Origin of the sequence: Viridibacillus sp. NPDC093762, from assembly GCF_050279675.1 — a bacterium.
Classification (GTDB): Bacteria; Bacillota; Bacilli; order Bacillales_A; family Planococcaceae; genus Viridibacillus.
Map to the genome: position 1 here is coordinate 665,507 of NZ_JBNNUK010000001.1, position 25,557 is coordinate 691,063.

Below are 25,557 nucleotides of genomic sequence, written 5' to 3' on the forward strand. Positions count from 1 at the left end.
CTAAAAGGTATGAAACGCATTTCAATGCTTATTTTGTTATAATAGAAATAAGATTTAGCTACACAAGAGAGGTTTTAAAATGACAACATATACACCGATGATTCAACAATATCTACAAGTGAAAGCAGATTATAAAGATGCTTTTTTATTTTTCAGATTAGGTGATTTTTATGAAATGTTCTTTGATGATGCTTTAAAAGCTTCTCAAATTTTAGAAATTACATTAACGAGCCGAGATGCAGGTATGAAAGAACGCATTCCTATGTGTGGTGTACCTCATCATTCCGCTAAAAATTATATCGAGACACTTGTTCAAAAAGGTTATAAAGTAGCAGTTTGTGAACAAACAGAAGATGTCAAACAAGCAAAAGGTGTTGTAAAACGTGAAGTTGTTCAGCTGATAACGCCTGGAACAATTATGGAAGGCAAAGCGTTAGATGGAAAAACAAATCACTTCATCGCAGCTGCTGAGCAAATAAACACCTCAGAGTGTGCTTTTTGTTATTTAGATTTATCTACTGGTGAGGCGACTGTTACTTATGTCGAAGGTGATGGTCTAGTCTTATTACAACAACTTCAATCATTTGGTATTAGAGAAATGGTTGTTGCAGAGCAACTATTTGCAGAACTGAATGAACAGGCAGAAGCGTTATCTATAGTCTTATCAATTGAAGAAGAGGCAATGGATGAAGCGAAAAGTGCACAGTATTTAGAAGGAGCGCCAAGTAATTTACAGGGTGCTGGACGAAAGCTTCTACACTATATTGAACGTACGCAAATGCGTTCACTATCTCATATTCAACCATTCAAATACAACGAAAATAAAGATTACCTAAATATAGATACAAATTCAAAACGTAATTTAGAACTCATCCAATCTTTGCGTGGTGGGGACCAAAAAGGAACACTACTATGGTTACTAGACGAAACTGCTACTGCAATGGGTGGGCGAAAATTAAAACAGTGGTTACATCAACCGTTAGCAAACCGTCAACATATTGAAAATCGCTTGAGTATCGTGACAGATTTGTTAGAAGAATATTTTGTTCGAGCAGAATTACAAGAATTATTTAAACAAGTGTATGACTTAGAACGTCTAGCAGGACGAGTTGCATTTGGAAACGTTGGAGGACGTGATTTAGCGCAATTAAGAGAATCATTACGTCAAGTTCCTTTCATTCAAGAACAACTACAAAACTCTTCAAAAGAAAACCTACAAAACTTAGGGAAAGCACTTGATCTATGTAGTGATGTCGAAAGTTATTTAAGTCATGCGATTACAGATCATCCACCAATCTCGATTAAAGAGGGCGATGTTATCCGCGGTGGCTATGATGCAAAACTAGATGAGCTTCGTTATGCTTCTCGCAACGGTAAAGATTGGATTGCAGCGCTTGAACAACAAGAACGTGAGAAAACAGGAATTAAGAATTTGAAAATTGGTTATAATCGAGTGTTTGGATATTACATCGAAATCACGAAATCATATATTCATTTAGCTGATTTAGAAAGATATGAACGTAAACAGACGCTTGCTAATGCAGAGCGCTACATTACAGATGAACTAAAGGAAAAAGAAGCCATCATTTTAAATGCTGAAGAAGAAAGTTTGGCACTCGAATATACTTTATTCACACAAATCCGTGAAGAATTAAAGCAATATATCCCGAGACTACAAGGACTTGCCTCTGCTATTAGTGAATTAGACGTCTACGTAGGTTTTGCAACTGTTACAGAAAAGTATCGTTTCACAAAACCGGTCTTCCATGAAGGACGTTCACTTAAAATAGTTAATGGTCGTCATCCGGTCGTCGAGAAAATGATGAATCAACAATTATATGTGCCAAATGACTGTATATTGACTGATAATCGCAATATGATGCTAATAACAGGACCGAATATGTCTGGTAAAAGTACGTATATGAGACAAGTGGCGCTTATAACAATTCTTGCGCAAATGGGTTGCTATGTACCAGCAGATGAAGCGGAATTACCGATAACTGATCAAATTTTTACACGTATTGGTGCAGCCGATGATTTAGCAGCTGGACAAAGTACTTTTATGGTAGAGATGTTGGAATCACAGCATGCCATTACAAATGCTACAGAGAAAAGCTTATTGCTCTTTGATGAAATTGGGCGTGGTACGTCAACTTATGATGGTATGGCATTAGCACAATCTATGATGGAGTATATTCACAATAAAATCGGCGCTAATACATTATTCTCTACTCATTATCATGAATTAACAGATTTAGAAAATGACTTAAATCGTTTGCAAAATGTTCATGTATCCGCAATGGAGCAAGACGGGAAGGTAGTCTTTTTACACAAAGTTAAAAAAGGCCCAGCTGATAAAAGTTACGGTATTCATGTAGCAGAGTTAGCAGAGTTACCAACTGATATTATTTCTAGAGCGCGCATTTTACTAGAAGAATTTGAGGCAACTAATGCAGTCTCAGCCGCGACTGTTACAAAAGCAGAAGCAACGCCTGTTGTGAAGGATGAACCAGTTTCTATTATGAAGGACGAACCAGCACAACTGTCTCTATTTGCAGAAGAAGAGCCGAAAGAAGTTATTCAATTAGCCGTTTCTAAATTAGAGCAAGAAGTACTAGAACAAATCCGATCAGTAAATGTATCTGGCACAACACCGATGGATGCATTGCAACTTGTATATGCATTGCAACAGTCTTTAATAAAAAAGTAGGAGGTGCAACAGATGGGTCATATTCATATAATGGATGAATTTCTGTCCAATAAAATCGCAGCAGGTGAAGTAGTCGAGCGACCTTCATCTGTTGTGAAAGAACTAGTTGAAAATGCCATTGATGCAAGTAGTACCTCGATAGAAGTAATTTTAGAAGAAGCTGGACTAACTTCCATTCAAGTAATTGATAATGGTAGTGGGATGGATGAAACTGATGCACTGAAATCTTTTCAACGTCATGCTACAAGTAAAATTGAAAATGAACATGATTTATTCCGTATTCGTACACTAGGCTTTCGTGGAGAGGCATTAGCCAGTATTTCTTCAGTTTCAAAAATTACCCTCGTCACATCAAATGGAGAAGTGGGTATTGAAGTGCAGATGGAAGGCGGTCATGTTATTGACAAAAAACCAGCACCTTTACGAAAAGGGACGGATATGAAGGTATCCCAACTTTTTTATAATACACCAGCTCGCTTAAAATATATGAAGACGATTCAAACTGAATTAGGTCACACAATTGATTTGATGAATCGCTTGGCTCTTTGTTACCCAGATATCGCATTCAAATTACGTCACCATGACCATATATTATTACAAACAAATGGACGTGGTGATTTACGCCAAGTATTAGCGGCGATTTATGGTATTGCCAATGCGAAAAAAATGGTGCCATTTGAAGGAGAATCACGAGATTATAAAATTTCGGGGTTTGCGACAATACCTGAAATCACAAGAGCATCTAAGAACTATATGTCGATTTTCGTCAATGGCCGATGGGTGCGTCATTTTACGGTACAAAAAGCAATAATTGATGCATATCATACATTTTTGCCGATTGGGCGTTTTCCGATTTCAGTTATTAACATTGAAGGCGATCCATTTTTAACAGATGTTAATGTACATCCGTCAAAGCAACAAATTCGTTTAAGTAAAGAAGCTGAATTGATGGACTTAATTGAAAAGACGTTGCATAAGGTAATTCGTCAGTCAATGCAAGCACCTGAAATTACAGAGAAGAAGAAAAAAGTGCCGCAAACCGGGGAGCAAATTAATTTCTGGAAATCGATGAATTATAATAACACGAGTATGCCTCAATTTAATGAAAAACCTAAGCAAGAAGAAGATTCAACTCTGTTTTCAGGACCATTTCCAAAAGATGTTTTAAATTCATCAGCCAAATCAGGTTTTGTAAAGGAAGCAACATGGGAACAAGTAAATAGCACAGAGAATTTTGTGGAATCAGAATTACCAGTAGAGCAAGATATAACCGATGAAGAGTATATAATGCCAATAGAAGAATCTGAAGAGAAGGAAACGAAAGAGCCATTTCCTGAACTTGAAGTTGTGGGTCAAATACATGGGACGTATATTGTGGCACAAAGTGAGGATGGTTTTTATTTAATTGACCAGCATGCTGCACAAGAACGAATTAAATATGAGTTTTTCAAAGAAAAAGTGGGAGAGGTCGATCCAAATGAACGACAAACACTACTATTTCCGCTAACATTTCATTACTCAGCTGATGAAGCATTAGTGTTAAGAGAAAATATGACTTATTTGATAGATGTAGGTGTTATTCTTGAGGAATTTGGCACAAACTCATTTGTAGTAAGAGAACATCCTGCTTGGTTCCCAAAAGATTTTGAAGAGGAAATCATTGAAGAATTAATTGAACAGGTGCTACGTGAACGTAAAGCAGATATACGAAAATTACGTGAAGACGCAGCTATAATGATGAGTTGTAAACGTTCGATTAAAGCAAATCACTACTTAAATACACAACAAATGGAAGTGTTAATGCAAGATTTGAAAAAAATGGTCAATCCGTTCACATGCCCACACGGAAGACCTGTTATCGTCCATTTTAAAACGTATGAAATTGAAAAAATGTTTAAGCGAGTTATGTGATTTTTACGAAATAAAGGAGGAAGATAGTATGTTTTCATCTGCACAACGTGAAAGTTTTATTGAAACACTCGATGCGTATTCTTTTGATGTGTTAGTAATTGGTGGTGGAATTACAGGTGCGGGTATCGCGCTAGATGCTGTTTCTAGAGGATTATCTGTTGCTCTTATTGATATGCAGGATTTTGCTGCTGGTACTTCAAGTCGATCAACTAAGCTAGTACATGGTGGTTTACGTTATTTAAAACAACTACAAGTAGGTGTTGTTGCTGAAGTAGGAAAGGAGCGTGCCATTGTTTATGAGAATGGGGTACATATTACAACTCCGCAGTGGATGCTGCTTCCTTTTTACAAAGGAGGATCATTTGGACCTTATTCAACTTCATTAGGCTTAAAAGTGTATGACAAACTAGCTCAAGTTAACAAATCAGAACGACGTAAAATGCTAAATGCAAAAGAGACTTTACAAAAAGAACCTTTACTCAAAAAAGAAGGATTATTGGGTGGAGGATATTATGTAGAATACCGTACAGATGATGCACGTCTTACAATTGAGGTTATTAAGAAAGCTGTTGAACTTGGTGCTGTTTGTTTAAATTATGTAAAAGCTGAAGAATTTAAGTATGAAAATGAGAAAATTACTGGAGTTGTTGTTCGCGATCAAATTTCATCTCGCACTTGGACAATTCAATCGAATTCAGTTGTAAATGCTACAGGACCATGGGTAGATGAAGTACGTAAAAAAGATCAAATTAGTAATAATAAACAATTACGTCTCACTAAAGGTGTACATATTGTGATTGATCAATCCCGTTTCCCACTTCAACAATCTGTTTACTTTGATACACCTGATGGCCGAATGGTCTTTGCAATACCTCGAGATGGAAAAACGTATGTCGGTACCACTGATACATTTTATGAGGAAAATCCAATAAACCCAGTTGCAACTGATGAGGATATTACTTATTTAATGGAAACGATTCACTATATTTTCCCGGATGTCCAAATTACTCGAAAAGACGTAGAATCAAGCTGGGCTGGAGTTCGTCCACTTATTTTCAAAGAGGGAAAAGATCCTTCAGAAATTTCTCGTAAAGACGAGATTTGGGAATCTCCAACTGGACTTTTGACAATTGCAGGTGGGAAGTTAACTGGTTATCGTAAAATGGCTGAAAATATTGTAGACAAAATAGTAGAAAAGAAACAATTTAAAAAGTCTGGACCTTGTGTTACGGAGCATTTGTCCCTTTCAGGAGCTAAAGGTATAAACCCTATAAATTTTGGCCCTTATGTAAAAAATAAAACATACGAGGGAACGAAATTAGGTTTAACTAAAGAAGAGGCGAATATGCTCGTATCAAAATACGGTACGAATATTCAAGCCATATTCAACATTATTCATACTCTGAAAGTTAATAATTCAGTAGAGGAATTACCGATTGCTATACATGCGCAGTTACTTTATGCTATTCAGTATGAATTGGCACAAACACCAGCGGATTTCTTTGTTCGCCGCTCAAGTCGATTATTATTTGATATCGATAGTGTCTATAATCATAAGGAAGCAGTAATAAAGCTAATGAAAAAATACTTGGCCTATTCAACAGCAATGGAAGAGCAATATCGCTTGGAATTAGATCAAATTCTATTCGAAGCGTCCCATTTTGCTAAAGAGGGCATTTATGAATAAAAATACACATTCATTTAAAACTTCAGATGGTCACCGTATTGCGGTGACTGTCTATCTCCCTAATGAAGATCCGAAAGGTCATATTCACATTCTTCATGGTATGGCAGAGCATAGTGGAAGATATGAAAATTTTGCTAATTTCCTTATAAATCGTGGTTATGTAGTTTCTATGCACGACCATCGTGGCCATGGGCAAACAGCATCTATTAACGAGTCACCCAAAGGTTTTTTTGCAGAACAGCAAGGATTTGATCGAGTTGTATTAGACGTACATGAGGTGCTTGAATTTGTTCGGTCGGATCGACATTTACCTCCTGTTATTTTATTTGGTCATAGCATGGGGTCGTTTATAGCAAGGCGTTATACAGAGCTTCACAGTGAAATGCTATCTAAAGCAATTTTCTGCGGAACAGGTGCTGCAAGTGTGACACATCAAGCTGGTCATATACTTGCTAAAAGTCTTACGAAATTACAGGGGAAAACGAAGGAAAGTCCATTATTAGATAAATTGTCATTCGGTAATTTCAATCGTGCATTCTCAAATACACAAACTGATTTTGATTGGTTATCATCTGATTCATCTGAAGTTGCTAAATATCTTGAAGATGAAGATTGCGGATTTTTAGCTACTAATCAGTTTTATGTTGATTTAACAGGTGGTATTTTAACTTTATCAAAGGAAGAGGAAATAAATAGAATTCGAAAAGATTTACCTATCCTCTTAATAAGTGGTGCAGAAGATCCTGTTGGTGGCTTTAGTAAAGGTATCTGGAAAGTGGCGAAAAGTTATCAAAGTTGCGGTTTAACAAAGGTTACCGTACAGTTATTTGAAGGAAAACGACATGAAATATTAAATGAAGTAAACCGACAAGAGGTTTATAACAAAATCATATGGTGGTTAGAAAAAGAATGAGACAACAAGATTTAGAGGTAATTGCCATTGTGGGCCCTACAGCTTCAGGCAAAACAGCTTTAAGTATAGAGCTAGCAAAAAGGTTAAATGGAGAGATTATAAATGGTGACTCCATGCAGATATATAAAGAGCTGAATATAGGTACTGCTAAGATTACTGAAGCTGAAATGGAAGGGATACCGCATCATCTCTTAAGCATCAAAGAACCAACTGAATCTTTTTCAGTCGCTGAATATCAGCAACTCGTGCGTGAACGTATAGACTTTATTCGTGCGAAAGGAAAATTTCCAATCATAGTTGGAGGAACTGGTCTTTATATACAAGCTGTACTATTTGATTATCGCTTCACAGAAGAAAAGGTTGATGAAGCGGCACGCGAGGCCTATTATAAAGAACTTAATGAAATTGGACCTGAGGAAATGCATGTAAAATTAGTAAAGCTTGACCCTAAAACTGCTGAAACGATTCATCCAAATAATACTCGTCGCGTTATCCGGGCACTTGAGATGATTCAGCATGGAGGTATAGCCAAATCTTCTGATGAACAAAACCTGGGTGATAAGCCACTTTATAAACATATTATCATTGGTTTAAATATGGACCGTGAGCTGTTGTATGAACGAATAAATAAGCGTGTTGATATAATGATGGAACAAGGACTGCTAGCTGAAGTAGAAGCACTTTGGCAAAAGGATATACGAGGTGTACAATCGGTACAAGCTATTGGATATAAGGAGCTTTATGCATATTTTGATGGGAAACAATCACTCGAGGATGCTATAGAGCAGTTAAAACAAAATTCAAGACGCTATGCAAAACGTCAATTAACATATTTCCGTAATAAAATGGACGTTAAATGGTTTAATAGTTTAGACGGCACAGAAAAAATAATCGGAGAAATATTGGAATAATAAAGGGTTTTTCGTAAATGAAATCGAATACATGGTATTGAGGAGATTTATTTAAAATAGAAGAGGGAGTGGCTTTGCATGAAATCTATTAACTTACAAGATGCGTTTCTAAATCAAATGCGTAAAAATGGGGTTTTCGTTACCGTTTTCTTGCTAAATGGTTTTCAATTAAAAGGTCTTATTAAATCTTATGATAATTTCACAGTACTACTGGAATCTGATGGGAAACAGCATTTGATTTATAAACATGCCATTTCGACATTCGCCCCTTCAAAATCCATTAATATTTCTCAAGATAACGAAGAGTAAAATGAATTCGGCTAGTATAAAGACTAGCCGAATTTTTTATTTCTAGCTATACTAATAGAGATATTTGATATGTTTAATTGATAATGGAGGATTATAATAATGAAAACTATTACAACAACTGAACTTTTAGAAAAAGTTGACGCAAATGAAGATTTATTCTTAGTAGATGTACGTGAGGATGAAGAAATAGCAAATGGTATGATTCCAGGGGCTATCCATATTCCACTTGGATTACTACCTGATAGAATTGATGATTTAGATAAAACGAAACCTTATATCTTCATCTGTCATGCAGGTGGGCGTAGCGGTAGCGCATGTGCTTATCTTTCTGGTTTAGGTTATGACGTTACGAATATGGAAGGCGGTATGCTCGCTTGGGAAGGCGAGTTAGAATTCTAAGATAAAAAAAGACGAATCGTATATTGATTCGTCTTTTTTATTTGGCTGAATTTTGCCCCCGTAAAGATTTTAAGGGTAGTCGCCAATGTTTCATGTATGATAATACACGAAGAGCGGTCATACTAACGAATAACATATATAACCATAAATCATGTTTAAAGATACCTAGGCCAACAATTATACCGGCAAGTGCTGCCCAAACAGCATATACTTCCTTGCGTAATACAAGCGGCTTACGACCGGCAAGTACATCGCGGATAATTCCGCCACCAGAACCAGTTAATACTGCAGCTACAATCGCAGCGCTAACAGGTAAATTTAAGTTAACAGCAAAAAGTGCTCCTTGAATCGCAAATGCTGATAAGCCAATAGCATCAAAGAAATTGCCCCATTTATGCCAATGTTTCAATAACTTTTGAGGGAAGATAAAAACAATAGTAATAGATATAAGTGCAATTTGAAACATTGTTTCTTGCTCCCAAAGAGCAGTGATCGGTACACCAATTAGTGTATTTCGAATGGCTCCACCACCAAATGCAGTCACGATCCCTAGTAAATAAACACCAAACAAATCATATTCTTCTTCCATCGCCACAATTGCTCCAGATATAGCAAAGGCAATTGTACCAACTATATTAAATACATCCCACGCCATAATAGATCCTCAACTTTCTAATAACGTCCTTGAATTGTACCAAAAACAGTGATAATTACAAGGTTTACTGATTGAATGATTGACTCTTTGGTTGTTATTGGTAAGATAGTAATGGAAAAATAAAAAGGGAGCCGTAAAAAAATGACGTATTCTACAACATTTAGTAATGAATTATTAATGAAAGCAAAAGAAATTGAAGCACAAGTTAAACCCTACCATAATCACGTCGATGAAGTGGCTTTCTTCAACCAACAAAAAGTTTTATCGGCTTTTCGTAATCATCAAGTTAGTGATTTTCATCTGCATCCATCAAATGGCTATGGCTATGATGATGAAGGACGCGACAATCTAGAACGCGTTTATGCTGAAGTGTTCGGTGCAGAAGCTTGTATCGTTCGTCCACAAATTATTTCTGGCACTCACGCCATTACTTTAAGCCTCTTCGGTGTATTACGTCCGGGAGACGAACTTATGTATATTACAGGGCAACCTTATGACACTTTACAATCAATTGTTGATGGTGGTGACAAAGATACAGGTTCATTAAAAGACTTTAATATTAGCTATCAACATATTGACTTAGAGAATGATAAAGATGTTAACTGGGATGCAGTAACAAAAGCAGTATCTGAAAAAACAAAAGTCATCGCAATTCAACGATCAAAAGGCTACGCATCACGTCCTTCCTTCACAGTAGAACAAATCGCTGACATGATTAAAAGAGTTCGTGAGATCCGACCATCAGCTATTATATTCGTGGATAACTGCTACGGTGAATTTGTTCAAGAGATTGAACCAACAGATGTTGGAGCAGATTTAATGGCTGGCTCTTTAATTAAAAACCCGGGTGGTGGCTTAGCTAAAATAGGTGGATACATTGCTGGACGTGCAGATTTAGTTGAACAATGTGCATTCCGTATGACTTCGCCGGGAATAGGTGCTGAAGCTGGACCGACTTTAAATGCTTTAGCAGACTTTTATCAAGGTTTCTTCTTAGCCCCACATGTTGTTGCGCAAGCTTTAAAAGGTGCGATATTCACATCTGCCATGCTTGAATCAATTGGCATGACGACTTCACCACATTATTCGGCATCAAGAACTGATTTAATCCAATCCGTCTCATTCAAAACGGCAGATCAAATGATTGCGTTTTGCCAAGCAATTCAAGCGAGTTCGCCAATAAACGCTCATGTTGCACCTGAACCAGCTTATATGCCTGGTTATGAAGATGATGTCATTATGGCAGCTGGAACATTTATACAAGGTGCAAGCATTGAACTATCAGCTGATGGACCAATTCGTCCACCATACACTGCTTATATTCAAGGTGGCTTAACTTACGAACATGTAAAGTATGCAGCTTTAAGTGCTGTACAAAAATTGCAAAAATAATTTTCAGAAAATAATATAAAAAACAAATAACTAAAACAAGGAAAAAGCTTAGCAAACCATATGGCTCTAAGCTTTTTTCTTTATATAAGATGTCATGTTAATTTATATGACATACAATTGACAGAAAACCTAACATGATGTATTATTTGAATTATAAAGGGGAAGGTGAATGATATGAGTCGTGAAATACGAAGATCAATGCCATTACTTCCAATTAGTATAGTCATGCAATTGACAGACTTAACGGCTCGTCAGATTCGATATTATGAAGAACATAATTTAATCGAACCTGCAAGAACAGAAGGCAATCGTCGGATGTTCTCCTTAAATGATGTCGATTCATTGCTTGAAATTAAAGACTTGTTGGAGCAAGGGATTAATATGGCAGGTATCAAAAAAGTATTTGCTTTAAAAAATGAACCAGCAATAGCGAATTTAGGTAAAAAAGACATTACGGATGCAGATTTACGTCGCATTCTAAGAGAAGAGATGCAACAAGCACAACGTCTTCAAAAAACATCTATCCGTCAAGGGGATTTATCACGTTTCTTTCAATAAGAAACTGAGTAAAATATAAAATTTATTACATGGAGAGTGAATCGAGTGGGGAAATTTACAAAAGAAGATATTAAGAAATTAGTAGCTGAAAAAGAAGTAAAGTTTATCCGTTTACAATTTACTGACATTTTAGGGACGATTAAAAATGTTGAAATTCCTGTAAGTCAATTAGATAAAGCACTAGATAACAAAATGATGTTCGATGGTTCTTCTATTGAAGGTTTCGTTCGTATTGAAGAATCAGATATGTACTTATATCCTGACCTAAGTACTTTCATGGTATTCCCATGGACTACTGGTAAAGGCACAGTATGTCGCTTCATCTGTGACGTATATAACTCTAATGGTACTCCTTTCGCAGGTGACCCACGTAACAATTTACGTCGTATCTTAGCTCGCATGGAAAAAATGGGGTTCACAAGCTTCAACTTAGGACCTGAGCCAGAATTTTTCTTATTCAAATTGGATGAAAAAGGCGAACCTACTTTAGAATTAAATGACCACGGTGGTTACTTCGACTTAGCACCAACTGACCTTGGTGAAAATTGCCGTAGAGATATCGTGTTAGAGCTTGAAGAGATGGGCTTTGAAATCGAAGCTTCTCACCATGAAGTTGCTCCAGGACAACATGAAATTGACTTCAAATATGCTGATGCAATTACTGCGTGTGATAATATCCAAACATTCAAATTGGTTGTTAAAACAATTGCTCGTAAACACGGCTTACATGCGACATTCATGCCAAAACCAATTTTCGGTTTAAGTGGTTCAGGTATGCACTGTAACGTTTCTCTATTTAATGGCAAACAAAACATGTTCTTTGATGAAAAAGCTGAAATGCAATTATCAGAAACTGCTATGCAATTTATGGCTGGCGTTTTAAAACATGTTGAAGGTTTTACAGCAGTAACAAACCCTACTGTAAACTCTTACAAACGTTTAGTACCAGGATACGAAGCACCATGCTATATTGCTTGGTCAGGACAAAACCGTTCACCACTAGTACGTATTCCAGCTTCTCGTGGCTTATCAACTCGTATTGAAGTTCGCTCAGTTGACCCCGCTGCGAATCCGTACTTAGCTATGGCTGTTATTCTAGAATCAGGGCTTAACGGTATAGAACAACAATTAACACCACCAGCAGCAGTTGACCGCAACATTTATGTAATGAGTGCAGAAGAACGTGAGGAAGCTGGTATCGGTAACTTACCAGTCAACCTTGATGACGCACTACAAGCATTAGCAAAAGATAAAGTAATTCAAGAAGCACTTGGAACTCATATTTATGAAAACTTCCGTGAAGCAAAAGAAATTGAGTTTGACATGTTCCGCACTCAAGTACACCAATGGGAACGTGACCAATACTTGAAAATGTATTAATAGTTAAACCCGTTGAGGCTCTAAGCTTCAACGGGTTTTCTATTTACCACGATTCACACTCTCGTGGTAACACATTTGGAAAGTTACCACATTTATACCACGAAATTTTTACGATTTATTTTAGGTTTTGGATAGAGTTTGATTTAAGGCAATTCTAAAAGTCATGTTTGACAGTAAATGAAAACAAATCATATTTAGATTTAGTTTGGTAATCCTAAGTTACCTTCTTCTGAAAGCACTAAGAAAATCAAATCAAGAGTAACTCCAAAAGCATCTCCAATTTTAACAGTTTCCGTACCTAGCTGTAGTTTTTTTAAAGAGTTGCCAGGTACTTTGTCCTTTATAGTTTCTAATTGTTGACTATATATTTTTATTGCGTTTTTTTCTATTTCTTCATAGTTAGATCCCTCAAGGCATTTGTTATAATAATTCAAACCCTCTATAATTTCGGCATACTTGTTGTCTATCGATCCGCGGGGATTGCTTAATATCAATATGTGATGGATAGCGATGTCTCTATTACTATATTTTCTTTTAGTTTCATCCATTTTATTAATATCATTAATAACGCCCCCGTTATACCACACGTTATTTTTAGAAGCGCCCTTAACTCCGATTGGTATATCACTATTATTTACAACCCAGCTAGCTTTATGAAATTTAAGCTCAAATAATGTAGATGGGAAGAAGTTATATATTAAACGTTTGGATGATATACTACCTTCTATAATTGCGATATCATGTCGTTTCTTAAATTTATCATGTACAGCTGTAAGATAACTGCTCTCAGTATCAAGCTCTGACCTAACATCTTCGCACACCTTTTCGAGTTTAATAGTCAGTAAATCTCGAACAAGATTTTCACCTTTCTTAAGTAAGAAGAGTCTAGCAAGTTCATTTGACACGAGCGAATTACTTTTTTTTATAACCTCCAAAACTTCTTTCTGAGTCATTCTCAATAACTCCACAACCTTCGTTTGATAATTTTATTATAATTATTTGTTATAAGCACTTTTTCAACTAACCTGACCTTATTAATTTAAGTACTTTTCTTCAAAATTTCTACATCTATTTTAACATAAATATCCAAATTAAAATCACCTCTAAGAAAACTAAAGAGGTGATTTTATAAGTACTTTCTGCAAAACTACATTTATCATTTCGCTGATTTTTTCTGCATGTATTCATCGAATTTCTCAATAGATTTATTTTCCATTTTTCTTGTAACGTGAGAATAGATATCTGATGTAATTTGAATTGATCCATGACCTAAGCTTTCCTGGACCTCTTTCATTGGTACTTCAGCTTCTAGCAGCATAACAGCATGGGTGTGTCTGGTAGAATGAATAGGTAATAATTCATGGTCAATATGTTTCATTGCGGACTTGTATGCATTGTATAGTGTGGATTTAGGAAAGGGTGTTCCATCGTCACGACCAAATACAAAATTATTATCTGTGTTATAAAGTGTACCTATGAGTGTTCTCTTTTCCATAACCGAGGTGAAAATTGATGTCCGAAATTGAACAAGCAGTAAATCACATAGCAAACATTGTTGGTACGATTAAACGTTTTGGTTATACGGTAGCACTTGAACAACAATTTGAATCACATTTAAACACAATCATGAGCCATACAGGGCTTTGTAAAGATAAGGCGACAGATTATGCCATTGAAGTTGTTGGAAGGTAAAATATGCAGGGTAAGGGGTGTGTGGCGGGATGAACGTGAAAAGGAACGGAATCATGGTCGACAAGTTAGATAAACTCAAAAAGGCTCGTAACCAACGTAAAAAGATGAAATTAGGCCATAAACAAAAAATGTCGTGAGAGTCTGCCAACTCTTACGACTGATTTCAAAGATTAATTTAGTATACGGGACAAGTTTCAGAAAGATTCATTTTTATAAAAATATTGGGGGGATGGAAATTGAGGTTAAAAGAATTAGAAATTGACTCCCAAAACATCCTGGAATTAGATATAATAGAGTTACCAAAGTCGTGTGTCATTGTAATTAGTGACGGAAAAGTAAAACTTGCTGAATTACCTCCATTCGCTGAAACGAAGATCTATACGCATCGAGGAAAAGTGCAACGTGTTAAGTGGGATGAGGGGGAGACTTTTTGAAAAATAGTATATTCAGTATAGTACTTTTTTTAATATTTACGGCTATAGGAGTCACATTAGGAATTTGGGATTATAAAGATTATTCTAAGATGTCATTTGATACGGCCACTTTTTTTCTTTGCATTAGTATGCTTTTCTCGATGTCGAATTTTTCAAGTAACTCTGCCAACAAAAAGCAATTAAAAAATGCTAAACAGAAGAAATTTAAGAGTAAGTACTTATTCACATGGCTAGGTGATGAACCTCCATTAGATTATTTGTTTTTTGATATTGTAGGACATACTAGAGTGCATCTAGATTTTAAACAAAATTTAGTTGATTTTAAGTTAATGGTTAGGGAGAAATTGGGGGAGGATTTAGAAGATTATTATTTGTTAAGAGATGTTTTAAAACTACGATTAAATAAAAGTTTTCTGCAAATTATCGGCGACTATAGTAAAAGTATTTTTCCTGGTATTGTAATAGCTTTTACAACTGCTTATTTTATTCAAAGAGCCAATAATAGCGAAAACACTTTTGATTTATATCGTATTTACATCTATTTTATTTTATTTGTATTATTTATTATTTTTGTTTTAATAAACATTGGTTTTACTTTTGCAAGAGAAAGAAATAGAGCGGAAATGCTATTATTAGTTTTAGAGAGAATAATTGAAGAAGACAAAGAAAATTAAGTCCCACCAGCAATCTGGAGGACAATATTTGATAACGGCAAACACCGTTTCATTTGTTGTCCTCTTTTTTATTGTCAAAAAAGGAGATGGAGAGAATGAAGAACTGGGCAGATAAATTATTAGTAGAATATAAAGAAGGAAGAAATGCGCTGCACCAAATGAAAGCAAATCTACATGAAGATAACTTTGAGGATGAAACACAGATCAACAGCATGATTGAGAGCATGACGTTTGCAATGGATTGGATGGAGACGGGAAGACGACCAGATACATATGGCGGTGTTGATAAGGGATCCATTTATCAGAGACAGTTTTTCGAAAGTATCGATGTGATTCCAGATATTACGGAAGAGCTTTATGATATCGATTCTAAGCAACTTTACATGACGACTGAAGAGAAAAAAGCACTTGCTAAGATATTTGCAACTTGGAGCCATAAAGAGAGAGTTTGCTACATTGCACATGAAGTTCAGAAAAAAAGTTTTCAAAAGATTGCTGATGAGCTGAAAGTCAGTAAGGGCGCGGTTCAATCGTATATTAAGAGAGCGAGAAGTAAGGTGAAAGAGCTAGTTTCATGAAATTTCCTTGCCTTACGTTGCCTTACGAAGTCTGCATATATGAGAGGAGATAATAGAGGGGTGCATCTGTAAACCACGCCTATCGTTCTTCCTCTCATTTAACCTTAACCTAAAAGAATGAAAAAACAGACCGACCGACCCAAAAAGATAAATTCCTAAACTTATACTTCGCTAAGATGGAATATATCACAGGTAACTAAGGTCACTTTGGACTCTGTCCATTTTTAAATTACGTTGATTCAAGCGAATGATACGGACCATATACGATTGTTTAGGGGTTATCAGTATTGTTCGTTTGAATGAGTGTAATGTGATAGTTTTATCAAAAATACATTAAAGACTTACAGTATCTCTAGTTCTATAATTATTCTGGAGGTGCTTCGTGGACATACTTGGTTCTAATTTTGATAACAGTGTTATAAATGAAATGGCTAGTCAATTCGGTGTTTATCTAAGTATTTTGGTGATTGGGCTTTTAGTATTGGTATTTTTGTTTAAGATGTTAAAAGTGCCGGATAAATATGCCGGAATATTAACAGCTGTGTTCTTTCTGATAATCGCATACAAATTAATAATGATCACATCTTAATGATGTGGCTTTTTATATGTCTGTAAACTTACTAGTTTTATCAGATATGCATTACAGACTTGCAGTCTTCTACAACATATAATTGTTGTTGGAGGTGGCTGATAGAATGCAAAAAGATCCAGAAGAAGTAATCACTAAAACAAATGTATCTTCCTCAGGAAAGAAGTTAAGTAGTGGTAATGAAAAGACTCCTAAGAGACGTAAAGATAGATTTTCGTGGAAATTCGATGATGTGGCGTTCATTAAAAATAATAACGAGTAAGTACCCTATGAGTGCCTTTTATTTTGCTTTGACACAAACGAATGCCTAGCTGACCAAAACTTACCTTTAGCAACCTTCACCCAGTAGTCAATCTCTTCATGTTGCTTGGCGTGTTCTTCAATTAGATAGATATTTCCTTTATCGTCAATACCCATCACTACAATGGACCCAAAGTGTTCATAACCCCAGTCAACGCCAGATAAATATTTAACGATATTTACTTTCTTAAATTGTTCTGCAGTCATGTAATGAACATCCTTTCTGAAATCCTTATAGATAACACCTTCGGCAGATACCCATTGACCATGAATATCTCTGTCCGTGAACATTCCTGTTGGAGTTGATGCAATAATACTCTCGACATACTCAGGATCTAAAAAGATATTATCGAACAGTGTGAAATGAAATGCTCGAATGTTCAAACGGCCACTATCTCGGCAAGGAAACAGAAAGCTGGCTAATTAAAGCACTACCATTGAAGTCATTGTTGACTCAACGTTTAATCTTGCCACCTAGCCATACGTCTAACGATAACAAACAAGGAAAAGCCGAAACAGTCATGAAACATTACGTCAATAATAACGCTGTTAATCCAGTAGATATAAAGCGTAAATTTCCGAACTTAGTCATTGCACCTGATTTACAACGAGGAGATACAATTAGCCGTAGTGCTAGGTTTGATATACTCTCAGAAGAGTTAATAGCTATATCCCTGTTAAGCGGTTTAGGTTGGAATATTATCGTAGTCATCAAGAATAAGCAGTTTGTGTTTGATATACAAGTTGGGGTTAATAGAGTAGCAACTCAGCGTATTAATCCACCTGTAATTTGTAGTCCTGAATACAACTCACTTGAATCAATGAGCTACACAGAATCTTTTTTAAATTATAAAAATATGGCGTATGTTGCAGGGCAAGGTGAAGGAATAGAACGCCGTGTTATTACTTTAGGTGACAACACAGCAGGCTATGATAGATATGAATTATTTGTTGATGCAAGGGACGTAGAAGAAACTATGCAACAAGATGGTGTGGACGAAGAAGGCAATGAAACAGCCGAAGATGTACCACGTCTGGTTGAAGATATAGTTAAAGACCTTACTGATCGTGGTGAAGAAAAGCTATCCGAACATGTTCAAGAAATTTACATGGAAGGTCAGATTCTAACTAAATCACAGTTCAAATATGAAAAGGATTGGGATTTAGGGGACATCACAACCGAACAATATAAAGAGTGGGGCATAACAATAAATGCTCGAATCACTGAAGTAAAAGAGATATACGAAGTGTCTGGAAAGCGCATCGAGGTAGCATTCGATAATGATAAGCCAACATTTATATCTTTGTTAAAACGTGAATTAAAGCAACTGAAGAAGGATTTAAAATGATGAGCCTAATGGCTTTTTTATTTTGGAGAAAAGTAGGTGGGTGTATTGGAAGATGCGACAAATAAAATTCTAACAAATATTCTCGAACGAACTGTAAGAGTCGAAACTAAAATCGATTTATTCAACGATGTTAAAGATGTTGCGGAAGAAGCAAAAGATACTGCATACAAAGCATTGGAAAGTACAAAGAGCGCTCATAAACGGCTTGATAAAATAGATAAGATTGTTTGGTGGGTAGGTACGACAATCATTGGTGCAGTAATTTTAGCTTTAGTAGCTTTAGTAATCAAAACAGAATAGGAGGTCATTTCATGACAACAGAAAAACTAAAACAATACATTGGATTATTTGGAGGATGGCTTGGTGCCGTCCTTTTATTTTTGCAAGCTTTAGATATTAAATTACAGCACTATAACGATGTAACTATTGATGCATTTGTTGGTGTCTTAATGGCAAGTATTCCATTTATTTTAGTTGGCTACGGAGTGTGGAAGAACAGCTATTTAATTAGTAAGAAAGCGAAAGACCAGGAGGAAGTTTTGAAAAAGAAAGGGTTGAGATAACATGGTAACTATCCTAAAAAATCTAGTTTCTCAATCTATCATTAATAATGTGACAAGCGGTATAGGTAACGGTTGTAAATGGATTACAATACATGAAACAGACAATGAGAAAGCTACAGCAAATGCGAATGCTCATGGTCGTTTGCAAGCAGGTGGTAACAGTCGTTCAGCTTCATGGCACTATACTGTGGACGACAAAGAAGCTGTGCAATCATTCAACCATAACATCAGATGTTGGGCTGCAGGTGATGGGACTGGCAACGGAAACTACAATTCAATCCATGTTGAAATTTGTGTGAATGAAGATGGAGATTATAAAAAAGCTGTTAAAAATGCAGCCGAACTTGTTAAGAAGATCATGAAGGATGAAAATATCCCATTAGCTAATGTGGTCCAACACAATCATTGGAGTGGCAAAAATTGTCCATCTAAAATGAGAAGTGGAAAGTGCGGTTATACATGGACACAATTTAAATAATTGTTGAAAATGATATTACAATTGTCTCGAAACCAGTTGGCAATCCATCCACATCAAATAAAAATAGTTACTTCACTACTAACCCAGGTAAAATAAAAGTAATAAAAGATTGTTGGCAATATAGCGGTACTAGCTTCAATAAAAAGCAACGTGAACAAAAAGTTGATGCTGGGCCAAATATATATACGGTTGTAAAAATTGAGAAGACAAAGAAAGGTACGCCACGTTTATTAATGAAGAACGGTACTTTTATGACAGCTAATAAAAAATATATAGAAAAAGCATAGCCTGTGTAACAATTCGAGCAAGGTAGTTATACGTTTAGTTATATCTCAAATGCTCTCATGCAATGTTTCTTCTATATTAATAAATCAAATATGTAACAAAATTAGCCCTATCCATTTGGATGGGGCTTATTATTTTGTATTAAAATGTCGAACAATTAATAGAGGCAATAATTAACTTTTGTGGAATTTAAGTGGTAAATGGAGGGTGGAGATGAAGAAATATTATGTGGAAGTGACGTTTAAAAATGGCGAGAAAATGAATTTCGAAACAGATACAGATATTCGAGAGGTTAAGCCTTTACCTATCCCAGATGCGGAGTTTATCCATGTACCTGAAGGTTATGGTTATAATCGAGTTTTTGTACAAAGTTTAATTGTTTGCGAACGTTCAACTAGGGATCCCTAAAAGTGAGGTGATTAAATGTTTGCGCGAGTAGATAAAAAGTATAAGGCATTAGTAATATACCTATATGGTCGTGAATTAGAATTTGAAACAGATATTGATATAATAAATACACATGAACAAGGAAATGAATATGTGGATTTAGAAGACGGAAGTCGTATAGACCTAACCAACATAGAACGAATAATAATTGCAACTGATGATTAATTACATAATTTAACCCCTCTACTATTTAGTGAGGGGTTTTTATTGTTAAGCATCATCTGAGTAAGGATTTCAAATAATTTTAGATTATCCATTATAAATTTTTACCATTTCATCTTTTGACAATTATCCTAATATAATGTAACATATTTGAAGTAATGTAACCAATATAAAAAACAGGAGGTTTTTGGATGAAAAAAATTTTAATAGGTTTGGGTGCACTAGTATTTTTAGCTGGCTGTAATTCACAAGATGCAAGTAGCAAGGTAGAAGAAGATAAACTAATACCAGCAGGTATTGACAAAGAAATTATTCCATTCAATTTAGAAGAAACAACAGTAGATGCAGATTTGATAGCAAATGTAGTAATTAAAGATAAAGTAGACGAAATAAAAGCAGAGCCAATCCCCTACACAGTATTCAATGCAGAGGTAATAGTAGTTTATAAAGGTGATGAAACTACTAAAGACATCACTATCAAACAAGAAGGTGATAGCGAATGGCTTATAAATGGAAGCAAAATGTTTGAAACAGGAGAAGAATATATTCTCTTTATGAATAAGACAACAGTAGATAAAGGCGATTTTTGGATTATTGGTGGCGAAACAGGCACTTTCCAAGTTTTGGACAATGATAAAGTTGCAAAATTATTGCTTCCAATAGATGAATTTAGTGATATTGAGGTAGACCATTCACAAGAAGTTAGAGCACTAAAATTTTTAGATAATCAAGATATAGATGAAGATATTATTCAAGTATTAAACAAAGATGAATTTATCCAAAAAATCAAAGATGAAGTGGAGAAATAATAGAATGAATCGAAAAAAACTAGCCAGTATATTAATACTTTTAATATTTTCTATATCAATATTAGCTTTACCTAGTAAATCAAGTGCACATTCAACTACTTGTAAACCAGGTTCTGAAAGTGTGGGGTGGAAAGTAAACTGTAGTGGTAATGGTCATGCAGGGAAATCTAATTTTACATATAGAACTGCATTATCCTCTAATTATTCAGGATATACACAGGTAGGAGTTGGCAGATGGAATGCTACTTCTATTGTAAACATTACATATGCAGTTGGCTCCTCAAACTTAATTACTTCTCATGGTGGACCAGATACAAGTACAGCAGCTGCAACTAGTAGTTGGGTAAACAGTAATGGTCATAAATCAAAATGGGAAATAAGTTATAATACTTATGTTATGGATAAAAGAACTAGTACAAAAAATAATGGTACAGCAGCTCATGAATTAGGTCATGCAATAGGATTAGCTGATTTATATCAAAGTACAAATACAAATAAATTAATGTATGGAGTTTCAGATAGAACAGTTTACTCTCCTGTAACCGCTGACAAAACAGGAGCTAAAGAAGCTATTAAGTAGTTCTTAATACTATAATTTTTAAAAAGATTGCATTAGCAATAAGAATGAAAGGAACCATTTTGAAATAACCTTTTCAAAGTGGTTTCTTTTTCTTTAGAGTAAAGTAATGATTCACTCATACATTCCATTTCCATCACCTGCAGCCCAAAAACGCTTGTTTACGTTATTTCTGCATAATAAAAACGAACCCTGAATGTGGATGCGTTGAATATTTGTAGCTGAGGTATAAGAGATCTTATTGATTTTAAAAATGAAGATAAAAAAGACCACCAATAACGGTGGTTATTTTTTTATTTGCCATAAGAACAAATTAATATTCATAGAGTAATAATAAAAAAGAAAATATTGGAAATTAGAGGGGGAATCATTCCATCTGTTGAATTAGTATAGGTGTACCATAAAAAAATATTTGAAGGAGTGTTTGTGAATGAATGGTAAAAAAATTCTATTCAGTTCTGTACTCTCTCTATCCCTATTGGTGCCTGTTGTGTCTGCTGCCCCAGCTTTTGCAAGTACAGAAAACACCGTAAGTTCTTCAACTCAATCAGATGCCTCAACTAGAGGGATCATTACTAGGGATATCCCCAAAAAAGAAAATAATTTTGCGAACTCTTTTACTGAAAGCGGCGTCACTTGGTATCTAAAAGGCATTAGCTATTCAAATGGCTGGTACATTGGACATTATGAAGCTAATGTTTAATATAAAAGAAGAGATTTGACAGTATGAGAAAAAAAGAGCGATAGCCAATAGGCCGTCGCTCATTTTTGATACCGTTATTTCTTAATAGCAGCATTCATTGATTTTACGTATTTAGCAAAATCCTTGTCACTCATGTCACCGTTCATTTGTAGAAGGAATAAACCTCTTTGATGAGTATGTGAATAAAACATTGGTCCTCCGTTACCTAACTCGTCATAATAAGATTTAACTCTTTTTAAATCTTTTTTATTTTTGAATTCATATAGGCGGCCACCGTTATCCTTACCAAGCGAAGGAATTAATACGCGCTTACCGTCCTTGCGTAAATTTCCAAACTCTCTATTATTCAATTTAGAAACTTTTCCAACTTCTAAACCATCAGATTTAAAGCCCTTTAAAATAGAATTAGTTGTCACCTTTTTTGCTTTAGCTGCAAGAGTAATAACAGTAGCATCACCTTTATTAGCTTTGGCTTCTACGTTAGCAAATGGCGTTAATATTAATGTAACTGCAATCAATGATAAGAATATTTGTTTCTTCATATTAAAATTGACCCTCCTTTTATTCACTATAAATGTAACAAATCTCCTATAATGTGTCTGTAATAAAAATTTGCTATGAAAGAAAAGTAAATCGGATAACGATTTGTTTAATTAAAAACGATTATGCCGCTATAAAATTTGAGTTTCTACTATATATAAGTTAGCGAGCGTTTATCGTAAGATAAAGGAGTTGAAAGTATATATTTTACTTACCACGAGCGCTCATAAATCCATACCACAAACTTACCACGGTTTAGTGATGGTGCATGATTTTATATGAGTGGATTAACCATTAAAACGTTGATATATCAATATTTTTTTGGGGTATTAATGAGTCGTTAGTTTATAGCACTTGTTCCGCACACAAGTTCACCAATGGGAACGTGACCAATACTTGAAAATGTATTAATAGTTAAACCCGTTGAGGCTCTAAGCTTCAACGGGTTTTTATTTGTACGCCAAATGTCTAGGTGTGGGCAGTATTTATTTATCTGCCCGCAATTTGCCCGTGGAATTTTTACAATCTGTTATTTTGTTGATTTTCTTTGCATGTATTCATCGAATTTTTCAATTGATTTATTTTCCATCTTTCTTGTATCGTGTGAATAAATGTCTGATGTAATTTGAATTGATCCGTGACCTTATCTGTCCTGCTTCATACTACGAGATCAATCAATAAGCAATAGGATTTAGAGTGATTTATAAACCAACAACTAATAAATATTGTGTTAAACACAAAAAGGACATAGCTAGATAGAGTTTACCGATCCATCCATTACTTAAAGAGGAGATAATTTATTAATCCAGTTGTTGGCCTGGAAATCGCAAAAGGTGAAAGACAGGATCAAATGCTCTTGGATAAAAAAATTCCATATAAAAACAGTGTGAAAGTTAATCATACGGTGGAAGAATTAGAAGAGTTACATTCTTTTTTACTAGATTTAGAGCATCAAACAGGGATAAAACCATCTATTGTTTTAGAATCGAATTGTCACTATCATACCCCAGTTGTACCGTTTTTAAAGGCAAGAGCACATTGTCATAATCGTAAATCCACTGGTACCTTATCGAGCAAAAAGCTCTAACCTATGAAAAATATTACTTCCAAAGGTACAAATTCACTAATTAACGAGTAATTGTCCGTTTGAGAGTATAGCAAAAGGCGAGAAACATTATTAAATTAACGTTTCTCACCTTTCTTCTTTTGTAATGTTTAAGGATCTTATACATCCTTACTGACAAATGGTTTCAGACGTTTTTCAACAACTTATACCTTTGCTTGAGTTCGTGTATAAAATCAAGAAAACTATTGATCAAATTATCGCTGTTTTCTTTTTCTTCTTATTAAAAAATAACTAATTAATATCACGACAATAATAAAGACTATTAAAAGTGATAGATTAGTGTAATTAATGCCCAATCCATATTGATTTGTAGACATAATATTACCTCACTTAAACTTTATATATTAATAAGTTTAAAGAATACTTTTTTTATTGAAAATCACTCCATATCTACTTTTTTAGTTTAATTAATCTTGGAATAAGACTTGAAAAATAGTGAACCGAAATAACATGAATGCTATGTCAACATTCATTCGAAAACCATATCAATACTATTGTTTATTCTTATTATGTATCAGAATCTCCTCCCTCTTAATTTCTGCGCATTAACATTTTTCAGTAAATTTACCAATTACCTTTAATGTCTAAATTAATTGTAAAATTTACATGAAAATTCAATATATACATATTGCAACATTCAGCAAATTTTTACAAATTATAAGTGTGAAAAAGATCTAAATTTATTGTTTATCTATGGAGTAATGTATACCATAGTTTAGGTTTATCAAATCCTCGCAGGGAAGTGCGATTTTCTTATTATTAGCAAATATTTTATCAATTCTATGGATTTTCTTGTTAGTTGTTTCCTTACTATTACTTGTCTTTTCACTTCTTTTTAGTGTATGACATTCTACAATTCCTGAGAAATCGAAAAAAAATCATTAAAAAGTCTTCAAACATATAAAAATACACATTGTGGCTCAATATAGATTTCCATTATATTCTATAATTTATGATGAGTGGTTATGTGTCAGGGAACATTCTTAGAAAAAATATGACTTTTGAATATACGTCGATGCTCCATCAGGTTTTTAAAAATGTAAATTTAAATATCAACGAAAATTGGAAATTAGGGCTTGTGGGCAGGAATGGCTGGGGAAAGACAACTTTTTTTAAGATTCTTCTAAATCATTTAGAATATGATGGTTCTATTAGGACATCATTAGATTTTTGATATTTCCCTTCTTATCCAAATAGTCATGAAAATCGGACCACTTTAGAGAACAAAACGGTTACAGCGGTGAGATGACATGGAACTATGCACAAGATGCAAAAGACCTTTGAAGTCAAAGAAATCCATAGAGAACGGCATCGGACCTGTTTGTAAGCGAAAGAAAGGAATTGCAGATGCTGAGTTAGAGAAAATTCAATCAGTATGGATGAAATGATTTTAGAAGGGGCTCAGTATGAACCTTACATTTGAAAT

General features: G+C 34.9%; 33 protein-coding genes and 1 pseudogene. 29 read left to right on the forward strand and 5 right to left on the reverse strand.

Annotated elements, in window-relative coordinates; genetic code table 11:
- Positions 1-79 precede the first annotated feature (79 nt).
- From mutS to ACQKM9_RS03220, 7 genes are all read left to right on the forward strand, one after another.
- Positions 80-2,710, forward strand: coding sequence for a DNA mismatch repair protein MutS (mutS, locus tag ACQKM9_RS03190; protein WP_427732556.1), 2,631 nt, complete (start codon positions 80-82; stop codon positions 2,708-2,710).
- Positions 2,711-2,722: 12 nt separating this feature from the next.
- A complete protein-coding gene (mutL, locus tag ACQKM9_RS03195; RefSeq protein ID WP_427732558.1) occupies positions 2,723-4,621 on the forward strand; it encodes a DNA mismatch repair endonuclease MutL in 1,899 nt (632 codons plus the stop codon).
- A 28-nt stretch (positions 4,622-4,649) separates the two neighbouring features.
- Entirely contained in the window at positions 4,650-6,308 is a 1,659-nt protein-coding gene (locus ACQKM9_RS03200) for a glycerol-3-phosphate dehydrogenase/oxidase (RefSeq protein WP_427732560.1), read from the forward strand.
- On the forward strand, positions 6,301-7,221 hold the full coding sequence (locus ACQKM9_RS03205) for an alpha/beta fold hydrolase (protein ID WP_427732562.1): 921 nt from the start codon (positions 6,301-6,303) through the stop codon (positions 7,219-7,221). The genes ACQKM9_RS03200 and ACQKM9_RS03205 overlap by 8 nt, the downstream gene beginning before the upstream one ends.
- Entirely contained in the window at positions 7,218-8,132 is a 915-nt protein-coding gene (gene miaA, locus ACQKM9_RS03210) for a tRNA (adenosine(37)-N6)-dimethylallyltransferase MiaA (RefSeq protein ID WP_427732564.1), read from the forward strand. Before ACQKM9_RS03205 ends, miaA begins: the two co-directional genes overlap by 4 nt.
- A gap of 78 nt (positions 8,133-8,210) precedes the next feature.
- Complete coding sequence (gene hfq / locus ACQKM9_RS03215) at positions 8,211-8,441, forward strand: RNA chaperone Hfq (protein ID WP_038184348.1); 231 nt, start codon at positions 8,211-8,213, stop codon at positions 8,439-8,441.
- 99 nt (positions 8,442-8,540) lie between these two features.
- On the forward strand, positions 8,541-8,840 hold the full coding sequence (locus tag ACQKM9_RS03220; protein WP_427732566.1) for a rhodanese-like domain-containing protein: 300 nt from the start codon (positions 8,541-8,543) through the stop codon (positions 8,838-8,840).
- A gap of 37 nt (positions 8,841-8,877) precedes the next feature.
- On the opposite strand, the gene ACQKM9_RS03225 is transcribed toward ACQKM9_RS03220, so the two are convergent.
- A complete protein-coding gene (locus ACQKM9_RS03225; protein ID WP_427732568.1) occupies positions 8,878-9,495 on the reverse strand; it encodes a trimeric intracellular cation channel family protein in 618 nt (205 codons plus the stop codon).
- Positions 9,496-9,636: 141 nt separating this feature from the next.
- On the opposite strand from ACQKM9_RS03225, the gene ACQKM9_RS03230 reads away from it, so the two are divergent.
- The 3 genes from ACQKM9_RS03230 to glnA all read left to right on the forward strand — a co-directional run bounded on the left by ACQKM9_RS03230 (position 9,637) and on the right by glnA (position 12,825).
- Positions 9,637-10,887: an aminotransferase class I/II-fold pyridoxal phosphate-dependent enzyme gene (locus ACQKM9_RS03230; protein WP_427732570.1), complete on the forward strand. Its 1,251-nt coding sequence runs from the start codon at positions 9,637-9,639 to the stop codon at positions 10,885-10,887.
- A 174-nt stretch (positions 10,888-11,061) separates the two neighbouring features.
- Positions 11,062-11,445 (forward strand): MerR family transcriptional regulator, encoded by a 384-nt coding sequence (locus ACQKM9_RS03235; protein WP_038184365.1) that lies wholly within the window; start codon positions 11,062-11,064, stop codon positions 11,443-11,445.
- A 45-nt stretch (positions 11,446-11,490) separates the two neighbouring features.
- Positions 11,491-12,825 (forward strand): type I glutamate--ammonia ligase, encoded by a 1,335-nt coding sequence (gene glnA, locus ACQKM9_RS03240; protein WP_427732572.1) that lies wholly within the window; start codon positions 11,491-11,493, stop codon positions 12,823-12,825.
- A 200-nt stretch (positions 12,826-13,025) separates the two neighbouring features.
- On the opposite strand, the gene ACQKM9_RS03245 is transcribed toward glnA, so the two are convergent.
- Positions 13,026-13,778 (reverse strand): hypothetical protein, encoded by a 753-nt coding sequence (locus ACQKM9_RS03245; protein WP_427732574.1) that lies wholly within the window; start codon positions 13,776-13,778, stop codon positions 13,026-13,028.
- 203 nt (positions 13,779-13,981) lie between these two features.
- Entirely contained in the window at positions 13,982-14,320 is a 339-nt protein-coding gene (locus ACQKM9_RS03250) for a tyrosine-type recombinase/integrase (RefSeq protein WP_427732576.1), read from the reverse strand.
- A 17-nt stretch (positions 14,321-14,337) separates the two neighbouring features.
- Here ACQKM9_RS03250 and ACQKM9_RS03255 point away from each other — a divergent pair, with 17 nt between their 5' ends.
- From ACQKM9_RS03255 to ACQKM9_RS03280, 6 genes are all read left to right on the forward strand, one after another.
- Positions 14,338-14,517: a hypothetical protein gene (locus ACQKM9_RS03255; RefSeq protein ID WP_427732578.1), complete on the forward strand. Its 180-nt coding sequence runs from the start codon at positions 14,338-14,340 to the stop codon at positions 14,515-14,517.
- 236 nt (positions 14,518-14,753) lie between these two features.
- Entirely contained in the window at positions 14,754-14,951 is a 198-nt protein-coding gene (locus ACQKM9_RS03260; protein ID WP_427732580.1) for an XtrA/YqaO family protein, read from the forward strand.
- Entirely contained in the window at positions 14,948-15,625 is a 678-nt protein-coding gene (locus ACQKM9_RS03265) for a hypothetical protein (protein WP_427732582.1), read from the forward strand. Before ACQKM9_RS03260 ends, ACQKM9_RS03265 begins: the two co-directional genes overlap by 4 nt.
- 95 nt (positions 15,626-15,720) lie before the next feature.
- Positions 15,721-16,203 carry a sigma factor-like helix-turn-helix DNA-binding protein gene (locus tag ACQKM9_RS03270; protein WP_427732584.1) on the forward strand — a complete coding sequence of 161 codons (483 nt, stop codon included), beginning with the start codon at positions 15,721-15,723 and terminating at the stop codon, positions 16,201-16,203.
- 382 nt (positions 16,204-16,585) lie between these two features.
- Entirely contained in the window at positions 16,586-16,792 is a 207-nt protein-coding gene (locus ACQKM9_RS03275) for a hypothetical protein (RefSeq protein WP_427732586.1), read from the forward strand.
- 106 nt (positions 16,793-16,898) lie between these two features.
- Complete coding sequence (locus ACQKM9_RS03280; RefSeq protein WP_427732588.1) at positions 16,899-17,054, forward strand: hypothetical protein; 156 nt, start codon at positions 16,899-16,901, stop codon at positions 17,052-17,054.
- A 62-nt stretch (positions 17,055-17,116) separates the two neighbouring features.
- Here the strand turns inward: ACQKM9_RS03280 and ACQKM9_RS03285 are convergent.
- A pseudogene (locus ACQKM9_RS03285) lies at positions 17,117-17,485 on the reverse strand (PBSX family phage terminase large subunit); the annotation flags it as partial.
- Between ACQKM9_RS03285 and ACQKM9_RS03290 the strand changes: the two are divergent.
- The 10 genes from ACQKM9_RS03290 (at position 17,461) to ACQKM9_RS03335 (ending at position 22,465) form a co-directional block, all read left to right on the forward strand.
- A complete protein-coding gene (locus ACQKM9_RS03290; protein ID WP_427732590.1) occupies positions 17,461-18,441 on the forward strand; it encodes a siphovirus ReqiPepy6 Gp37-like family protein in 981 nt (326 codons plus the stop codon). The pseudogene ACQKM9_RS03285 and the gene ACQKM9_RS03290 overlap by 25 nt on opposite strands.
- A 36-nt stretch (positions 18,442-18,477) precedes the next feature.
- On the forward strand, positions 18,478-18,741 hold the full coding sequence (locus ACQKM9_RS03295; RefSeq protein WP_427732592.1) for a hemolysin XhlA family protein: 264 nt from the start codon (positions 18,478-18,480) through the stop codon (positions 18,739-18,741).
- A gap of 11 nt (positions 18,742-18,752) precedes the next feature.
- Complete coding sequence (locus ACQKM9_RS03300) at positions 18,753-19,004, forward strand: phage holin (protein WP_427732594.1); 252 nt, start codon at positions 18,753-18,755, stop codon at positions 19,002-19,004.
- Position 19,005: 1 nt separating this feature from the next.
- Positions 19,006-19,482 carry a peptidoglycan recognition protein family protein gene (locus ACQKM9_RS03305; protein ID WP_427732596.1) on the forward strand — a complete coding sequence of 159 codons (477 nt, stop codon included), beginning with the start codon at positions 19,006-19,008 and terminating at the stop codon, positions 19,480-19,482.
- Between the two features lie 20 nt (positions 19,483-19,502).
- On the forward strand, positions 19,503-19,769 hold the full coding sequence (locus ACQKM9_RS03310; RefSeq protein ID WP_427732811.1) for a DUF5776 domain-containing protein: 267 nt from the start codon (positions 19,503-19,505) through the stop codon (positions 19,767-19,769).
- Between the two features lie 211 nt (positions 19,770-19,980).
- Entirely contained in the window at positions 19,981-20,175 is a 195-nt protein-coding gene (locus ACQKM9_RS03315; protein ID WP_427732598.1) for a hypothetical protein, read from the forward strand.
- Positions 20,176-20,190: 15 nt separating this feature from the next.
- Entirely contained in the window at positions 20,191-20,379 is a 189-nt protein-coding gene (locus tag ACQKM9_RS03320) for a hypothetical protein (protein ID WP_427732600.1), read from the forward strand.
- A 188-nt stretch (positions 20,380-20,567) separates the two neighbouring features.
- Complete coding sequence (locus ACQKM9_RS03325; RefSeq protein ID WP_427732602.1) at positions 20,568-21,185, forward strand: lipoprotein; 618 nt, start codon at positions 20,568-20,570, stop codon at positions 21,183-21,185.
- Positions 21,169-21,765, forward strand: coding sequence for a hypothetical protein (locus tag ACQKM9_RS03330; RefSeq protein ID WP_427732603.1), 597 nt, complete (start codon positions 21,169-21,171; stop codon positions 21,763-21,765). Before ACQKM9_RS03325 ends, ACQKM9_RS03330 begins: the two co-directional genes overlap by 17 nt.
- A gap of 427 nt (positions 21,766-22,192) precedes the next feature.
- Positions 22,193-22,465 carry an LCI fold-containing protein gene (locus tag ACQKM9_RS03335; protein WP_427732605.1) on the forward strand — a complete coding sequence of 91 codons (273 nt, stop codon included), beginning with the start codon at positions 22,193-22,195 and terminating at the stop codon, positions 22,463-22,465.
- A 74-nt stretch (positions 22,466-22,539) separates the two neighbouring features.
- Here the strand turns inward: ACQKM9_RS03335 and ACQKM9_RS03340 are convergent, their stop codons facing one another.
- On the reverse strand, positions 22,540-23,007 hold the full coding sequence (locus ACQKM9_RS03340; RefSeq protein ID WP_427732606.1) for a stress protein: 468 nt from the start codon (positions 23,005-23,007) through the stop codon (positions 22,540-22,542).
- An 854-nt stretch (positions 23,008-23,861) separates the two neighbouring features.
- On the opposite strand from ACQKM9_RS03340, the gene ACQKM9_RS03345 reads away from it, so the two are divergent.
- The 3 genes from ACQKM9_RS03345 to ACQKM9_RS03355 all read left to right on the forward strand — a co-directional run bounded on the left by ACQKM9_RS03345 (position 23,862) and on the right by ACQKM9_RS03355 (position 25,519).
- Positions 23,862-24,092: a hypothetical protein gene (locus ACQKM9_RS03345; RefSeq protein ID WP_427732607.1), complete on the forward strand. Its 231-nt coding sequence runs from the start codon at positions 23,862-23,864 to the stop codon at positions 24,090-24,092.
- A 1,054-nt stretch (positions 24,093-25,146) separates the two neighbouring features.
- A complete protein-coding gene (locus ACQKM9_RS03350; RefSeq protein WP_427732813.1) occupies positions 25,147-25,305 on the forward strand; it encodes an ATP-binding cassette domain-containing protein in 159 nt (52 codons plus the stop codon).
- Positions 25,306-25,381: 76 nt separating this feature from the next.
- On the forward strand, positions 25,382-25,519 hold the full coding sequence (locus tag ACQKM9_RS03355; protein WP_427732609.1) for a DUF6011 domain-containing protein: 138 nt from the start codon (positions 25,382-25,384) through the stop codon (positions 25,517-25,519).
- Positions 25,520-25,557: the final 38 nt, after the last annotated feature.

Excerpts from the sequence above, each read along its gene's own strand:
- mutS (WP_427732556.1), top strand. The coding sequence starts at position 80 with ATGACAACATATACACCGATGATTCAACAATATCTACAAGTGAAAGCA.
- mutL (WP_427732558.1), top strand. The coding sequence starts at position 2,723 with ATGGGTCATATTCATATAATGGATGAATTTCTGTCCAATAAAATCGCA.
- ACQKM9_RS03200 (WP_427732560.1), top strand. The coding sequence starts at position 4,650 with ATGTTTTCATCTGCACAACGTGAAAGTTTTATTGAAACACTCGATGCG.
- ACQKM9_RS03205 (WP_427732562.1), top strand. The coding sequence starts at position 6,301 with ATGAATAAAAATACACATTCATTTAAAACTTCAGATGGTCACCGTATT.
- miaA (WP_427732564.1), top strand. The coding sequence starts at position 7,218 with ATGAGACAACAAGATTTAGAGGTAATTGCCATTGTGGGCCCTACAGCT.
- hfq (WP_038184348.1), top strand. The coding sequence starts at position 8,211 with ATGAAATCTATTAACTTACAAGATGCGTTTCTAAATCAAATGCGTAAA.
- ACQKM9_RS03220 (WP_427732566.1), top strand. The coding sequence starts at position 8,541 with ATGAAAACTATTACAACAACTGAACTTTTAGAAAAAGTTGACGCAAAT.
- ACQKM9_RS03225 (WP_427732568.1), bottom strand. The coding sequence starts at position 9,495 with ATGGCGTGGGATGTATTTAATATAGTTGGTACAATTGCCTTTGCTATA.
- ACQKM9_RS03230 (WP_427732570.1), top strand. The coding sequence starts at position 9,637 with ATGACGTATTCTACAACATTTAGTAATGAATTATTAATGAAAGCAAAA.
- ACQKM9_RS03235 (WP_038184365.1), top strand. The coding sequence starts at position 11,062 with ATGAGTCGTGAAATACGAAGATCAATGCCATTACTTCCAATTAGTATA.
- ACQKM9_RS03245 (WP_427732574.1), bottom strand. The coding sequence starts at position 13,778 with ATGACTCAGAAAGAAGTTTTGGAGGTTATAAAAAAAAGTAATTCGCTC.
- ACQKM9_RS03250 (WP_427732576.1), bottom strand. The coding sequence starts at position 14,320 with ATGGAAAAGAGAACACTCATAGGTACACTTTATAACACAGATAATAAT.
- ACQKM9_RS03255 (WP_427732578.1), top strand. The coding sequence starts at position 14,338 with ATGTCCGAAATTGAACAAGCAGTAAATCACATAGCAAACATTGTTGGT.
- ACQKM9_RS03270 (WP_427732584.1), top strand. The coding sequence starts at position 15,721 with ATGAAGAACTGGGCAGATAAATTATTAGTAGAATATAAAGAAGGAAGA.
- ACQKM9_RS03280 (WP_427732588.1), top strand. The coding sequence starts at position 16,899 with ATGCAAAAAGATCCAGAAGAAGTAATCACTAAAACAAATGTATCTTCC.
- ACQKM9_RS03290 (WP_427732590.1), top strand. The coding sequence starts at position 17,461 with ATGCTCGAATGTTCAAACGGCCACTATCTCGGCAAGGAAACAGAAAGC.
- ACQKM9_RS03300 (WP_427732594.1), top strand. The coding sequence starts at position 18,753 with ATGACAACAGAAAAACTAAAACAATACATTGGATTATTTGGAGGATGG.
- ACQKM9_RS03305 (WP_427732596.1), top strand. The coding sequence starts at position 19,006 with ATGGTAACTATCCTAAAAAATCTAGTTTCTCAATCTATCATTAATAAT.
- ACQKM9_RS03315 (WP_427732598.1), top strand. The coding sequence starts at position 19,981 with ATGAAGAAATATTATGTGGAAGTGACGTTTAAAAATGGCGAGAAAATG.
- ACQKM9_RS03320 (WP_427732600.1), top strand. The coding sequence starts at position 20,191 with ATGTTTGCGCGAGTAGATAAAAAGTATAAGGCATTAGTAATATACCTA.
- ACQKM9_RS03325 (WP_427732602.1), top strand. The coding sequence starts at position 20,568 with ATGAAAAAAATTTTAATAGGTTTGGGTGCACTAGTATTTTTAGCTGGC.
- ACQKM9_RS03330 (WP_427732603.1), top strand. The coding sequence starts at position 21,169 with ATGAAGTGGAGAAATAATAGAATGAATCGAAAAAAACTAGCCAGTATA.
- ACQKM9_RS03335 (WP_427732605.1), top strand. The coding sequence starts at position 22,193 with ATGAATGGTAAAAAAATTCTATTCAGTTCTGTACTCTCTCTATCCCTA.
- ACQKM9_RS03340 (WP_427732606.1), bottom strand. The coding sequence starts at position 23,007 with ATGAAGAAACAAATATTCTTATCATTGATTGCAGTTACATTAATATTA.
- ACQKM9_RS03350 (WP_427732813.1), top strand. The coding sequence starts at position 25,147 with ATGCTCCATCAGGTTTTTAAAAATGTAAATTTAAATATCAACGAAAAT.
- ACQKM9_RS03355 (WP_427732609.1), top strand. The coding sequence starts at position 25,382 with ATGGAACTATGCACAAGATGCAAAAGACCTTTGAAGTCAAAGAAATCC.